Origin of the sequence: Rothia mucilaginosa, from assembly GCF_964211445.1 — a bacterium.
GTDB classification, from domain to species: domain Bacteria; phylum Actinomycetota; class Actinomycetes; order Actinomycetales; family Micrococcaceae; genus Rothia; species Rothia mucilaginosa_E.
The window spans coordinates 115,421-129,825 of record NZ_CAXOQT010000001.1; the positions used below are offsets into that span (position 1 = coordinate 115,421).

A 14,405-nucleotide genomic window follows, 5' to 3' on the forward strand; every position below is an offset into this window, starting at 1 on the left:
TCGCAGAAAAATATGGGAGGGTCAGAAAACCCTATAATGTCACCGCAGGGGCGGGAAGGACAGCTCGTTGTTCTTCCCGCCCCTTCTGCGCGCCCGCACACTCTCAGCGCGAGGCGCCGCTCATCACTCAACCTTTGTGTACACCTCACCACTCACCCAAGGAGCCCTATTGGCTGCACACACCAGCTCTTCCACGGAGACCTCGGCACCCGAGGCATCCGCCGGAGCTCGCCGCGGACTCTTTTCCCGCAAGCAGAAGCCCGCAGACCCCAAGTACGTCAGCGTCAAGCTGCGCGACTTCCCCAAGGGCAGCATCCTCTACATTCTGCGCCGAACCCTCTTCAGGTTCACCGCCAACGGCGGCACCGATATGGCGGCGGCACTCACCTACTTCACCGTGCTGTCCGTCTTCCCGGCGCTACTGGCGATCGTCTCCCTGCTCGGTATCTTCGGTCAGGGCGAAGACAGCGCCAACGCAATCCTCGCCTTCCTCAAGGACAACGCGCCTACCCAGATGTACGGCATCTTGGAAGACCCGATTAGGCAGCTCACCAGCGGCCAGGGTGCAGGCCTGGTGCTGGCAACCGGTATCCTCAGTGCCCTCTGGTCCGCCTCCGGGTACACCGGCTCCTTCGGCCGAGCCCTCAACCGCGTCTACGGTGTGCGTGAAGGCCGCCCCGGCTGGATACTCAAGCCCATCAACGTGCTCGTCACCGCAGCGCTCATCATCCTGGTGGTGCTGATGATCCTGATGATGCTGCTCGGCGTGACCGTCCTGGACATGGTCGGCCAGTACGTGCCCGCAACCGTCGACATGGAGCTCATCAAGCTCATCTGGCTCAACGGCCGCTGGGTGTTGATCCTGCTCATGGCAATCGGCCTCATCACCCTGCTGTACGCCGCAACCCCGAACGTACGCCGCTTCAAGGCGTGGAGGCTCTCCCCCGGTGCGGCACTCGCCCTCTTCGGCATGGGTCTGGGCGCATTCGGCTTCACCCTCTACGCCAACAACTTCAGCAAGTACAACGCCACCTACGGCCTGATTGGTGGTGTGATCGTGATGCTGCTGTTCATCTGGATCATGAACAATATGCTGCTCTTCGGCGCGCACCTGGACGCAGAAATCATACTCATGCGCCAGATTATCGCCGGCGAAGACGACCACGGATATCTGAAGGTTCAGCCGCGCAGCACCACAGCATCCCGTGCGATGAAAGAACAGCGCGAACGCCTCATGTCCGCCGGACGCGAACTACAGCAGCAGGCGGCAGGCCAGGGCATGCTCCCCAAGCCGAAGGGCCCCTCCATTGCCGCTCGCGTGCAGAAGGCGGTGGACACCAACACCACCATGATTCGCACGTTCATTGCCGACGGTAAGGAACGCATCGAAAACGGTAAGGAACAGCTGCAGCAGAAGCAGGCTAAGGCCGATGCCGCCGAAACTCAGGCTTCTGAGGCAACCGCGGCGAAGGCAGAAGCGAGCGCAAAGGCTGAACCTCAGCAGGAGGCGCTCTTCGACCTGGGCACCGATAACTCAACCGGTGCGGCACAGAAGAACTAAGCGGCAGCTCAGCTGAGCGCATACCGCCTCAACGCATCAAGGGCGCGAGATAGAAAAGGGCGCAGGACAGAAACCCCGCGTTGGTCACTAAGATAGACATATGACCAGTGCAGATTTCTCTCCCGCGCCCTTTGCCGTACCCAATGCTGTTGTACCCGGTGCTACCCTGCCCGGCGCTACCTTGCCCAATCTCGAGTACACCCTCTACCAGCCGCAACAGCTCAAAAGCCGCATCCCCGCGCTCATGATTCACGGCTTTGCCACCCGCGGCGAGCAGCTCTACGGCGGCACCAGCTGGATTCGCCAGTACCTGCGCGCGGGATACCCCGTGCTGATTGTTGCCCTGCCCTACCACTCAGACGAATACCTCAAAGACCCCGAGTCCATGCACGCCATCGACTGCAAGCTCCCCAACAACACGGGCGTGCGTAGCGGCACGATTCCGTTCGATTCGGTGCCCCCTGTCGATGCGGAGGGCCAGCCACTGACCCCCATGCACCTATTCACCACTATGCTTGCCCAGCTGCTGCGCACCGTCGCCACCGAGAACGACCTCGGCGTTGAACTGGAGCCCCGCGCGCACGTTATTGGCTTCTCCTTTGGAGCCCGCGTCGGCTGGGAACTCGCCCTCACCCACCCGGAGGCGGTCGCATCCCTCACCCTGGGCGGCCTGCCCCTACACGACCACCTCATCACCCTGCGCGCCATGCTCGAAGCGCACGAGGGAACCAGCGTCTCCGCGAGCGCAGAAACCCCGGCGGTTGACTCCACCGACGAGGCGATTGCCTCCTTCACCTCGATTATTGACAACTCCCCCATTCAGCCCGACGCACTGCTGAAGTTCGTGCGGATTCCCTTCGGCCCGTTCTTCGACGTGCCCGCCCTGCGTGCCGGATCCCCCAACCTACCTGCGGGTCACCCGGGCGCGCATCCGCACGCACCCATTGCGGTCGTGCTCGGTGACGCGGACACCATCGCCGCAGACGGGGCGGAACTCTACGACATGGTGCGCGGCAACAACCCGCTCAACCGCTTCATCTCCCTGCCCGGCCGCGACCACGTGAATGCACTGACCTCGGGCGCATTCCGACGCGGTGCGCTCGCCTTTGCAGCAGAGGTGGAGGCGGCAGAGTAAGTAGCCGCAGGCTACGCGGGTTCCGGGAGGAGTAAGAGACAACGTCATAAAACGTCACATTCACCTGGGGGCTTCACGCTCAGCCCCGGGGTGCATCAGGTATGCCTTAGCTCTTAGAATGGGAACGTATCAAAAAACCTTTATCTGCGGTTGAACCTCAACCGTGCCTCAGCAAAGGAGCACCATGCACAAGGTTAAGGCTGTCGTAGCCCTCGCCCAGGACGCGCCCGTCACCGTCACCACCATCAACGTACCCGACCCCGGCAAGGGCGAAGCACTCGTCAAGGTCCTCACCTGCGGTGTCTGCCAGACCGACCACCACTACGTCACCGGCGGCGTCGGCCAGGACTTCCCCTACCTGCTCGGCCACGAGTCCGCAGGTATCGTCGAGGCTGTCGGCGATGACGTCACCGACATCGCCCCCGGCGACCTGGTCATCCTCAACTGGCGTGCAGTCTGCGGCGAATGCCGCGCATGCCGCAAGGGCCAGCCGCAGTACTGCTTCGCAACCCACAACGCAACCCAGAAGATGACCCTCGAGGACGGCACCGAACTCACCCCCGCACTGGGTATCGGCTCCTTCGCTGAGAAGACCCTCGTCGCAGCCGGTCAGTGCACCAAGATCACCGCTGACATCAGCCCCGAACAGTACGCAGCCATCGGTCTGCTCGGTTGCGGCGTTACCGCAGGTCTGGGTGCTGTTCTGAACACCGGTGAGCTCAAGCGCGGCGAGTCCGTCGCAGTCATCGGCTGCGGCGGCGTCGGAACCGCAGCAATTGCAGGCGCACAGCTCGGTGGCGCAACCACCATCATCGCCGTCGACATCGACGAAGAGAAGCTGGCACGCGCACGCGAGCACGGCGCAACCCACACCGTGAACTCCTCCAAGGTCGACCCCGTCGAAGCCATCAAGGAACTCACCGGCGGCTTCGGTGCAGACCTCGTCATCGACGCTGTCGGCATCGCCCCCACCTTCAAGCAGGCATTCGAAGCACGCGACCTGGCTGGCCGCGTCGTCCTCGTCGGCGTGCCCGCGCCCGGCACCACCTGGGACATCCCGCTGGACGAGGTGTTCGGCCGCGGCGGCTCCATCAAGAGCGCATGGTACGGCGACACCCTGCCCTCCCGCGACTTCCCCGAGTTCGTGGACCAGTACCTGCTCGGCCGCCTCGACCTGGACGGCTTCGTCTCCGAGCGCATCCGCCTCGAAGACGTCAACGAAGCATTCGAAACCATGAAGACCGGCCGCGTGCTACGCTCGGTCGTGGAACTCTAGGAGCGTAGCGTGAGCGAACGTATTGAACGAGTCGTCACCTCCGGCACCTTCTCGCTGGACGGCGGCTGCTGGGACGTCGACAACAACGTCTGGATCATCGGCAATGACTCCTCCGTGATCATCATTGACCCTGCCCACGACGTCGACAAGATCTCCCGCACCGTCGCAGGCCGCACCGTGGAGAAGATTCTGCTGACCCACGCCCACGACGACCACATCCGCAGCGCCAAGGAGGCGGCAGAACGCTTCGGCGCACCCGTCTACCTGAACCCCGCAGACCGTGTGCTCTGGGAAATGGTGTACCCTTCCTGGGACTTCGACCACGAACTCGCTGACGGCGATGTACTGCGCATCGGCGACACCGAACTGAAGGTCCTCGCCACCCCCGGCCATTCCCCCGGCTCCGTGTGCTTCTACGCACCCACCCTCAGCTGGGAGAACAGCGAAGGCGTCGTCTTCTCCGGCGACACCCTCTTCAACGGCGGCCCCGGCGCAACCGGACGCTCCTACAGCGACTTCGACACCATCATCGAGTCGATCTCGACCCGCCTGCTGACCCTGCCCGAGTCCACCGCGGTCCTCACCGGCCACGGCGACAGCACCGGCATCGGCCTGGAAGCACCCGAGCTTCCGGCATGGATCAAGCGCGGTCACTAAACCTGTGGCCTCACTGAGGCACAAAAAAGCCGAGCACGGTACACAAAAGGCGGATGCCCCACCACCCACAGAAGGTGGCGGGGCATCCGCCTTTTAGTATGCGCTCGCAACGCTCAAGCTCAGATACGTTCGGTCGAGCCGCGCGCCGAACTAGCTGCGCGCCGTCTCAGACAAAGGAGTCAGCTGCTCCTCATGCTCAGAACGCCACAAATAGCCGTACAAATGGCCCAACGCAAAATACAGCGTCGCAATAATCACCGGCACCATAAACGCATTGCGGTAATACGGAGCATCGCCCATATAGCCGCCCCACATACTACCCATCGCAAGACCAATACCCAGCATCGAACGGGTAAAGAAGCTCGCCTGCGCATCAGGAATATGCTTCAGAGAACGGTTCAGCCACAGCTCATGACCGCCAAACGCCACACCCAGCACCGCGCCGCACAGCACCAACGCATAGAAAATCGTGGACGTATCATCGCTCGCCGGCAAATACAGCGCCGCCATAATCAGCAGAACGCCGCTCACCAGCCAGCCGTGCCACGGGTTCACCGAACGGCCACCCAGAACCACAGGGAAAGCCACCACGACAAGCGCGCCGGTACCGGTCGCAACCATCGCCATGAACAGGTTCATCGAACCGTGAATCAGCGAGAAGCCCAGCAAACCAGAACCAACCGAACCCATGCAAGCACCCAGCAGAACCAGGCCAAGAATCAGCACCACCGTCTGACGGCTCGGACGCACCAGATTCTGCGGCGGAGCCATACGAATACGAGAAATATCCGGCAGGACCCTCGGCGCAACCAACACCACGATAAACAGCAGCGCATCCAGAATGATTGTGATCCAGAAGCCCGCATACTCATTATTCGGGGTGATGTACGCGTCGCCCAGCCACACCAGCAGAGCAGCCAGCGGGTGCATCGACATATTCGCCGTCGTACCCCACGAAACCGCCGTCGACAAGCGAACATCACTGTACTGATAATTACGGCGATACAGCGACTCAAGCGCAAACGGGGTCCACGGCGGAGTCGTGAAACCCATCGCCACACAGGACAGCGCATGGTAGGTCGTACTCACGTTATTCGGGTCAACCGTCAAACGCCAACCAATCACCAGCATGTTCAGCACCGCGGCAATATTCAGGATCGACGTAATCGCCAGCAGCGACCTCAAGCCCAGGGCACGAACCAGCATCGGGCCGAGCATAATCTGCACCGAATACGCACCGGTAAACGCCGCCACAGCATAGCCGCCATCATGCACACTACCCAGGTGGCTCGCCAACAGAATATACAGCGCAAACGCCGAAGAAGCCGCCGGAATGTGGAACAGAATCGTCAACACACTACGAGCAAAACCCTCAGCACGGAGCACCGCATACAGGTGACGACGCTGCTCCTTACCGTTGCGCAGGAACAACGCCCAATGCTGACGCAAAATATCCGGCACCGACGCGTTCGTATTAATCTCATCCGCAGCCGGAATCGGGCGCGGCGGCAGCTCCTTCAACACGTGATCGTTGTTGCGCACCACATCCGTCAGGGAAGTGCCCGGAACCGTCGGAATGCCCGTGCCCGAAGCACGCATTTTATTCAGCGCATCGGAGGCGGGACTCACCTTCATGGTGCGCGGAGGAACCTCCGGCGCGGATGCGCCAGTACGCGCATCAGCCGAAGGTTCCACACGATACGTTGAATTCGGGTCCCTATCCTGAGGTGTCGAGGTCATCATCTCTTTCACGAATAAGCCGCCGGACATGCCACAACAGCGGCCCGGAAGCGAATTTATGCCTACTAGGAGTTTACCCTCACCGACGAGCCGTTCTGACCCTTTTCGACCACAATCTGCGCCGGAATACGGTTCTTCATCTCCTCCACATGCGAAATCAGGCCAATAGTGCGGCCACTATCACGCAGAGATTCGATCGTGCCCATCACCATGTCCAGGGTTTCGGCGTCCAACGTGCCGAAGCCCTCATCAATGAACAGCGTGTCCAGCTCGATACCGCCGTTATTCGCCTGCACAACCTCAGCCAGGCCCAACGCCAACGACAGCGACGCCAAGAACGACTCACCACCGGACAGCGACGACGCCTCACGCGGCTCACCCGTCCAGGTGTCGGTAATCTCCAGGTTCAGGCCGCCACCGGAACGGCTACCCTTCGCACGATGATCGCTGAACACCATGCCGTAGCGGCCCTCACTCATACGATCCAGGTGCAGCGACGCCGAGTGCAGAATCCGCTCAAACTCGGCACCCAGCACGTAACTCACCAGGTCAACCTGATGCTCATAACCGCCCAGCGTATCACCGCGAGCAGCCGCCGCCAGGTTCGCCAGCATCTGCGCACGGTCATAACGCTGCGCCGTCTTCGCACGGAACGCCGCATACTCGCCGCGCAGCGCCTGTAGGGAACGCAGAACGCTCTCCCGCTCACCCTCACGAAGAGTCAAACGATGCGCCGCCGCACGCAACTGCTCAACCTGCTCACGCACGCCCTGCAGATCATCCGGCGCCTGCTCGCCAGCGGCAGCACGGGCTGCCACCACAACAATCGCCTCACGACCAAAACCCTCAAGAAGGCGGGCGTGCTCCAGTTCATACGCGGCAACAGCTTGCTCCAGGGCGTCGATGCGCTCAGGAGTGCGCACCGCCGCATGAACCAGCTCAGCGCTCTCAAACGCCGACTCGCCCAGCAGACGCTGCGCCTGCGCCGCCGCCTGGGCATGACGCTCCCGCGCCTGACCCAACAGCAACACCGCACGAGCCAGACGCTGATGCGCCGCACGGTAGCCCTCCACAGCCTCAACACGCTGCGCGAAACCCACCGCCGCACGAGCAGGCGCCAAATCAGCCGCAGTAGCCTCACAACGCGCCAAAGCATCACGGTGACGAGTCTGCGCCTCAACCGCCGCACCCTCGATGGTGCGCAGCGCCTCCTGTGCCTTCTGCTGCTCAACCCGCACCCGCTCAGCCTTCGCCAGCACGCCGTCACGCGCCGTCACGCGCGACTGAGCCTGCGTGAGGCGGGTCTGCGCCTGCTGCAGCTGGGCGGCAGTCTGCTCAACATCGCACTCGCCCTGAGCCACCAGAGTCTCGTACTGGGTGCGGGCGGCGGCAAGCGCCTCGGAGGCTTCCTGGTGCGCCTTAGTCGCCTTCTCCTTAGCCAGCTCGTGGGTGCGAGCCTGCTTGTGCGCTTTGTCTTCACGCTCCTTGGCGGCGTCCAGGTCGGCGCGCTCAACCAGCTGCTCCCCCTCGGCAATCTGTGCGGGGGCGGGGTGCTCGACCGAACCGCAGACCGCGCAGGGCTCACCGTCCTTGAGCTCACGCGCGAGCAGCGAGGACGCCTGGGCGAGGCGCAGCACCTGCAGGTTCTTGAACTCCTCCGTGGCGGCGAGCGCCTGCTGAGCCGAGGCCTGCCACTTTTCCTGCGCCTTCTGCTCGGCGGTGGCGGTGCGCTTGCTCTGCTTCTCAGCCGCGGCGACCGCTGCGGAGGCGGCATCCAGCTTCTGCTGCATCTGCTGGGCGGCGTCGTGCTTCTGCTGCGCCTCGGTGACCAGGTGCGCGGCGAGGGTGCGTTCCTCGTCGGCGGTGCTGTAGCCGGCGAGTTCTTCAGCAAGCTGCTCGGCGGTGGCGGTGAGGTCGCTCAGGGTCTTTTCGGCACGCGCCTTATCCTGTTCAAGGGCATGAGCCTGCTTGAGAAGGGCGGCAACGGCGGCTTCCTCGTCGGCGAGCTGCGCGTCCTTCTTCTGCAGGGCGCGCAGGGTATCGAGGAGCGCCTCCAGCTGGGTTTCCTGCTCGGCGGGCTCGAGACCCGGGAGCACCGCGAAGGTCGTCTCTTCGGGGAAGGTGACCTCCGGCGAAATATCCTCGTTGCGGAGTGCCGCAAGCAGGGCGCGGCCGGTCTCCTCCAGCGCGGAAGCACACGCCGCATGTTCCTGTTCCCGGGCGGCAAGCGCCTGGGATTCAGCCTGGACCTGCGCGTACTGTGCGTGCAGGGGCGCGGCGGCACGCGCCTGCGCCAACTCTTCACGCTGAGCCTTATGCTCATCGGCGCGTTCGGTCAGGCGGGTGCGGCGCTCGCAGAGCTGCTCGTATTCGCGCCAGTCGGCCTGCAGCTGGGCGCGTTCGGCGAGCAGGCGGGTGTTCCGGTCGGCTTCGTCGGTGAGCTGCTGCTGTTCCTGCTTTTCGCGCGCGGAGGTTTCGCGGGCGCGTTCTACCCCGCCGGCGACCCATGCATCGAGGGTTTCGGCGGTGACGCTCTCAGCGGTGAGGTTTTCCGGCTCTTCCCCTGCCTCTGCAGCATCCTCAGAACCCGATTCCACCGCATCCAGAAGCGCCTGCAACGCGAGCATGTCTACGCGGGCACGTTCAAGGTAGCCGCGCTGGGTGTTTTCGTCCTGGGCGACTTCCTGCTGAGCCTTTTTCGCTTCCTCAAGGAGCGCGTCGAAGAGCTGCTCGTAGTGTTCGACGGGGAACATCTTTTTGAGCAGTTCTTTGCGTTCTTTGGGCTTGGACTTGAGGAATTGCGCGAACCGACCCTGCGGCAACAGCACGACCTTGAGGAATTGTTCCTTGGTCAGGTGGGTGCGTTCAGCGATGGTGCGGTTGACTTCGGCGACACTGCTGGAGATGGGCGTCCATGCCTTTTCATCGGCGGGGTCGGCCCCGGGTGCGAGTTCGGCGAGGGTGGCTTTGGCGCTTTCTTCGCGCATCTGGCCTTTGCGGGCGCCGCGGGTGATGGGCTTGTTGTAGGCGGGGGTGCGGTCGATGCGCAGGCGCTTGCCGTGGAGGGTGACGTCGAGTAGCACGCGCGGTTTGGTGCCGCTGTGTGCCGCGTAGGTGGAGTGCAGTTTGGCGGATTCGCGGTCGCTGCTGGTTTCGCCGTAGAGGGCGTAGCAGATGGCGTCGAGGATCGTGGTTTTGCCGGCGCCGGTGGGGCCGTTGAGTAGGAATACGCCGGCGTTGTTGAGGGTGTCGAAGTTGATTTCTTGGCGCTTGGGGTATGCCATGAAGGCTTCGAATTCGAGGTTGTGCAGGATCATGCGTTGTCCTTGTGGCTGCTGATGTGGTCGTTGAGGGTGGTGATGACGTCGCGTTCTTCGCTGGTGAGGGGGCGGTTGCGTACGTATTGGTGGAATTGGTCGAAGGTGTCGACGGGGTTGGCGTCGCGGGTGAGGGGTGCGGCGGCGGGTTTTTCGGCGGCGGGTTGGGTGCTGCGGTAGCTGAAGTGGGAGATGGTTTCGTAGCGGCTGCGCAGGCGGTCGACGGCGCCGACGGGTAGGGTTTCGTCGGTGAGTTCGATGCGGCAGTAGTAGCCCTGCTCGTAGGGGCTGTTTTCGGGGTTGTTGAGCAGGTCGTCCATGGTGCCGCGCAGGGTTTTCATGTGTACGCGGGTGTCCCATTCGTGGCCGCTGATGGTGGGTTCTTCGCCGGGGTTGAGTTCGATGAGGTAGGCACCGTTGCGGTTGTGTTCTTCGCTGAATGAGAAGCCGAGGGGGGAGCCGCTGTAGCGGATGGTGGGGGTGACGGGGTAGCGCTTGTGGATGTGGCCGAGCGCTACGTAGTCGAACCCGTCGAAGAGGGAGGCGGGTACCCAGTCGATGCCGCCGACGCTGATGTCGCGTTCGGAGTCGCTGCGGGGCGTGCTGTCGGCGCTGCTGGCGGTGTCGCTGACGGTGGCGTGGCTCATGACGATGATGCGGTCGGCGCCTTCGCCGCGGGCGCGACGTTCTGCGGCGTCGGCGCGGATGGCGTCGGTGACGGTGCCGAGCACTGCCTGGTGGGTGGGTTCTACACCGAGGGCGGTGGCGTGGAGGCGCGGCGCGAGGTAGGGGATGGCGTAGACGTGTACGCGCTGGGTGCCGTCGGTGAGTTCAACGGGGCGGGTGGCGTCTTCGATGGTGGTGCGCAGGTGCACGCCGGAGGCTTCAAAGAAGGCGGCGCCGTAGCTGAGGCGGCGGAAGGAGTCGTGGTTGCCGGAGCTGAGGATGACTTGCACGCCGGCGCGCATGAGGCGGGTGAGCGCCTGGTCGAGCAGGGTGGTGCTTTCGGCGGTGGGGATGGTACTGTCGTAGACGTCGCCGCTGATGAGGAGGGTGTCGATACCTTCGGCGTGCACGTAGTCGAGCAGTTCGTCGATGAACTGCTGGTGTTCGCGGGTGAGGGGGCTGCGGTGGAAGGTGCGGCCGAGGTGCCAGTCGGAGGTGTGCAGAATCTTCATGCCTTCAGTATGGCACTGCGTCGTGTTTTGCGCCTCACAGTTCGTCATTCACGGCGGAACCCTCCGCGGCGAGGTGCTCATGCGGAGCGGGGGCTCCAGCCTCGGTATCTCCCCATCCCCGGAGTAGGCACCCCACCGCGGCGTAGGTGCTCATGCGAAGCGGGGGCTCCGTCCTCGAAGCGCCCCCAGGCGCTGAAGAGGGGGCACTCCCCCGCGAGCGTGAGCACGAAGCCACTATTCGCATACCTAAGCTTCTAAATCGTTACCACCCACATGGGATAATCGCCCTATGAGTTTTTCTTCTGTTGAGTTCACGCGTGCGCCCGAGGTTTCGGCTGAGTTTGCGGGCAGGGTGCGCGGCCTGTTGTGCGCGTCTGCGCTGGGTGACGCGCTGGGCTATCCCCTTGAGCTACTGTCAGCGGATCAGATTGCAGAGTGCGACCCTAAGCCGTGGGATTCGGCGTTTGGTGAGCTGCTGATCAGTGATGATACGCAGCTGACGTGTTTCACTCTGGACGGCCTGACGGAGGCTTTGGAGTGGAATAATGAGGGCACGGCGGCGGATGAGTTGGCGTGCCTGTGGTTGGCGTATTTGCGGTGGTTCCGCGGTATTGGCGAGGTTCTGCCGGAGTCTGCACCTTTTTCGTTGGATCGTGAGATTGATGGGTCGGCTGAGTTGACGGCTCGTCGTGGTCCGGGTGCGGCGACGTTGCGGGCGTTGGGTTCCGGTGAGATGCAGCTGGTGTCGAAGTCGGTGAACCCAGATGCTTTGGGTAGCGGGGCGCTGGTGCGTTCGGCGGCTCTGGGGCTGTTGCCGGTGGCGCAGGAGCGTACGGTGGTGATGTTGGCGGTGCGTGCGGCGGCGTTGACGCATGGGCATCCGGAGGCGTTGGCTTCGGCGGCGGCGTACGCGCTGCTCATCCGCGACCTGTTGGCGTCCCCGTCCGGTTCCTTTGATGCGTTGTTGGGTGCGGTGCGTCGTGTGCTTGACTGGTGCGGCACGGTGGGCGCGGATGATTCGATTCCGGGTGATGCCTCACGTACGGCGGCGGCGCTGAGTCGTGCTGTTGAGTTGCTGGAGCGGAGCGTGGTGCCGGTTCCGGAGGCGGTAGCTGAGCATTTTGGTACGGGGTGGACTGCCCCGGAGCTGCTGGGCACGGCGGTCTGGTGTGCGGCGGATGCTGTGAAGAGTCTGCCTGCTGATGCTGACGATGCGGCGGTGCGTGTTGCCCTGTTTGAGGGGTTGTGCCGTGCGGTGTCGGTGGATTCGGATTCGGATTCGGTGGGTGCGATGGCGGCGGCGTTGTGGGCGGCGGCTGGCTTCCCGGTGGGCGCGGAGCAGGAATCTGATGCTTGGTCGCAGGCGCTGGCTCGTGTACGCGGTTTGAATCAGGTGGAGGAGGTGGCGGACCGCTATCTGCGCCAGCTGGGACTGTAGCGGTACCCGGCGCAGCGGCGATGCGTAGCGGGGGCTCCGTCCTCGAAGCGCCCCCAGGCGCTGAAGAGGGGGCACTCCCCCGCGAGCATCGTCCGCGAGCCTGTCATGCGGAACGGTGCCGCAAGCCGTCGCTCCAACCGCATATAAGTAGCAGAAAAGGCTCTCCGGTATTTCGGAGAGCCTTTTCTGTATGTGCTAGAACTAGCGAAACTGAACCTAGACGGCATAGCAGCGATGCGTAATGGCGGAGGCCCCATCCTCAAGGCGGCTGGCCCATTTACTTATTGGGCGCCGCAGAGGGGGCACTCCCCCGCGAGCATCGTCTGCGTGCCGGCCAGCAGAACAGCTGCACGAGCATCCGCCCGCATCTTAGAACTGCTAGTCAGGAACTTTTAGTCCAGGTAGTCGCGCAGTACCTGCGAACGCGAGGGGTGACGGAGCTTAGACATGGTCTTCGACTCGATCTGGCGGATTCGTTCGCGGGTCACGCCGTAGACCTTGCCGATTTCGTCGAGGGTCTTGGGCTGGCCGTCGGTCATGCCGAAGCGCATTGCGACCACGCCGGCTTCACGCTCGGAGAGGGTGTCGAGGACGGAGTGGAGCTGCTCCTGCAGAAGGGTGAAGGACACTGCGTCTGCGGGGACGACTGCCTCGGAGTCCTCGATGAGGTCACCGAATTCGGAGTCGCCGTCTTCACCGAGGGGGGTGTGCAGGGAGATGGGTTCGCGGCCGTACTTCTGGACTTCGATGACCTTTTCGGGGGTCATGTCGAGTTCCTTGCCGAGTTCTTCGGGGGTGGGTTCGCGGCCGAGGTCCTGGAGCATCTGGCGCTGTACACGAGCGAGCTTGTTGATGACTTCTACCATGTGCACGGGGATGCGGATGGTGCGGGCCTGGTCTGCCATTGCGCGGGTGATGGCCTGGCGGATCCACCAGGTTGCGTAGGTGGAGAACTTGAAGCCCTTGGAGTAGTCGAACTTTTCGACGGCGCGGATGAGGCCGAGGTTGCCTTCCTGGATGAGGTCGAGGAAGAGCATGCCGCGGCCGGTGTAGCGCTTGGCGAGGGAGACGACGAGTCGCAGGTTGGCTTCGAGCAGGTGGTTCTTGGCTCGCTTGCCGTCGTGGACGACCCAGCGCAAGGCTTTTTTGAGGTCTTTGTCCATGTCGGGGTTTTCGGCGAGCTTGTGTTCGGCGTAGAGGCCGGCTTCGATGCGCATGGCGAGGTCGACTTCCTGCTGTGCGTTGAGCAGGGAGACCTTACCGATCTGCTTGAGGTAGTCCTTGACGGGGTCGGCGGTTGCGCCGGGGGTGACGACGCGCTGTGCGGGTGCGTCGTCGTCGTCGTTTGCGGTGAGGACGAAGCCGGAGCCCTTGGCTGCTACTGCTTCTGCGGCCTTCTTTTCTTCTTTTTTGGCTACGGTTTCTTCGTCTTCTTCGTCGGTTTCGTCTTCGCCGTCGATGATTTCGAGGTCGGTGTCGAGTTCGAGGTCGAATTCGTCGTCGTCGCTCTTTTTGCGGCGGCCACCGGTTTTGCGCTTGGTTGCGGTTTTGGTGGTGGTGGTTTTGCGGGTGCGCTTGGGCTTGTCTGCCTCAGTTTCGGCAGTGGTTTCTGCGCTGGTTTCGGCGGTTGCGCCAGTGGTGTCTTCGGTTGCCGCTGCGGCCTTGGTGGTTGCCTTCTTGGTGCGGGTGGTCTTGGTGGTGGTTTTTGCGACGGTTTCTTCGGTTGCGTCGCCGGTCGCGGTCTTCTTGCTGGTTGCAGGTGCCACTAGAACCCTTTCTGGCTTGTGGTGGGGTGTTTTGTTTGCAAAACACCTAAGACCCTGTCAAGTCTGTGCTGGCGTCCTCGGTCGGGTGTTTGCTGCGTTTGTCGGGTTTAACGCTGTGGGGGCGGGTTTTATTCCGCGTGCGTTGGCCGGTGTGCAGTGTCTGTTGCTCGTTGTGTTGAGCTGTTTGAGGGCGCGTTGCAGCGCATTGACTGTACGGGGTCAATATATAAGTATTGCAGATTTTTGGTTGCTTTCAACTTGACGCGCTGTTTGGGGGCTTGTGGGCTTGGTTTTGGGTGGGTGCGGCTGTGTGTGAGAGGCGTGTAGAGGTGTGTGG

General features: G+C 63.0%; 9 protein-coding genes. 5 read left to right on the forward strand and 4 right to left on the reverse strand.

The features are described from left to right. Window positions 1-169 precede the first annotated feature (169 nt). The 4 genes from AB8E48_RS00425 (at window position 170) to AB8E48_RS00440 (ending at window position 4,629) form a co-directional block, all read left to right on the forward strand. The gene (locus tag AB8E48_RS00425) at window positions 170-1,561 is read left to right on the forward strand and encodes a YihY/virulence factor BrkB family protein (RefSeq protein WP_368885374.1); all 1,392 of its coding nucleotides are present in this window, start codon (window positions 170-172) and stop codon (window positions 1,559-1,561) included. A 100-nt stretch (window positions 1,562-1,661) separates the two neighbouring features. Further along, a complete protein-coding gene (locus AB8E48_RS00430; RefSeq protein ID WP_368885375.1) occupies window positions 1,662-2,696 on the forward strand; it encodes an alpha/beta fold hydrolase in 1,035 nt (344 codons plus the stop codon). Window positions 2,697-2,880: 184 nt separating this feature from the next. After that, window positions 2,881-3,972: an S-(hydroxymethyl)mycothiol dehydrogenase gene (locus tag AB8E48_RS00435; RefSeq protein WP_049337814.1), complete on the forward strand. Its 1,092-nt coding sequence runs from the start codon at window positions 2,881-2,883 to the stop codon at window positions 3,970-3,972. A gap of 9 nt (window positions 3,973-3,981) precedes the next feature. Next, window positions 3,982-4,629, forward strand: coding sequence for an MBL fold metallo-hydrolase (locus tag AB8E48_RS00440; protein ID WP_005508635.1), 648 nt, complete (start codon window positions 3,982-3,984; stop codon window positions 4,627-4,629). A 150-nt stretch (window positions 4,630-4,779) separates the two neighbouring features. Here AB8E48_RS00440 and AB8E48_RS00445 read toward each other — a convergent pair whose 3' ends face one another. From AB8E48_RS00445 to AB8E48_RS00455, 3 genes are all read right to left on the reverse strand, one after another. Beyond that, window positions 4,780-6,372 (reverse strand): MFS transporter, encoded by a 1,593-nt coding sequence (locus AB8E48_RS00445; RefSeq protein WP_368885376.1) that lies wholly within the window; start codon window positions 6,370-6,372, stop codon window positions 4,780-4,782. A gap of 62 nt (window positions 6,373-6,434) precedes the next feature. After that, window positions 6,435-9,686 carry an AAA family ATPase gene (locus AB8E48_RS00450; RefSeq protein WP_368885377.1) on the reverse strand — a complete coding sequence of 1,084 codons (3,252 nt, stop codon included), beginning with the start codon at window positions 9,684-9,686 and terminating at the stop codon, window positions 6,435-6,437. Beyond that, on the reverse strand, window positions 9,683-10,864 hold the full coding sequence (locus tag AB8E48_RS00455) for an exonuclease SbcCD subunit D (RefSeq protein ID WP_368885378.1): 1,182 nt from the start codon (window positions 10,862-10,864) through the stop codon (window positions 9,683-9,685). Before AB8E48_RS00455 ends, AB8E48_RS00450 begins: the two co-directional genes overlap by 4 nt. A gap of 289 nt (window positions 10,865-11,153) precedes the next feature. Here AB8E48_RS00455 and AB8E48_RS00460 point away from each other — a divergent pair, with 289 nt between their 5' ends. Then, window positions 11,154-12,302, forward strand: coding sequence for an ADP-ribosylglycohydrolase family protein (locus tag AB8E48_RS00460; protein WP_368885379.1), 1,149 nt, complete (start codon window positions 11,154-11,156; stop codon window positions 12,300-12,302). A gap of 392 nt (window positions 12,303-12,694) precedes the next feature. On the opposite strand, the gene AB8E48_RS00465 is transcribed toward AB8E48_RS00460, so the two are convergent. Continuing rightward, complete coding sequence (locus AB8E48_RS00465; RefSeq protein ID WP_368885380.1) at window positions 12,695-14,068, reverse strand: RNA polymerase sigma factor; 1,374 nt, start codon at window positions 14,066-14,068, stop codon at window positions 12,695-12,697. Window positions 14,069-14,405 lie beyond the last annotated feature (337 nt).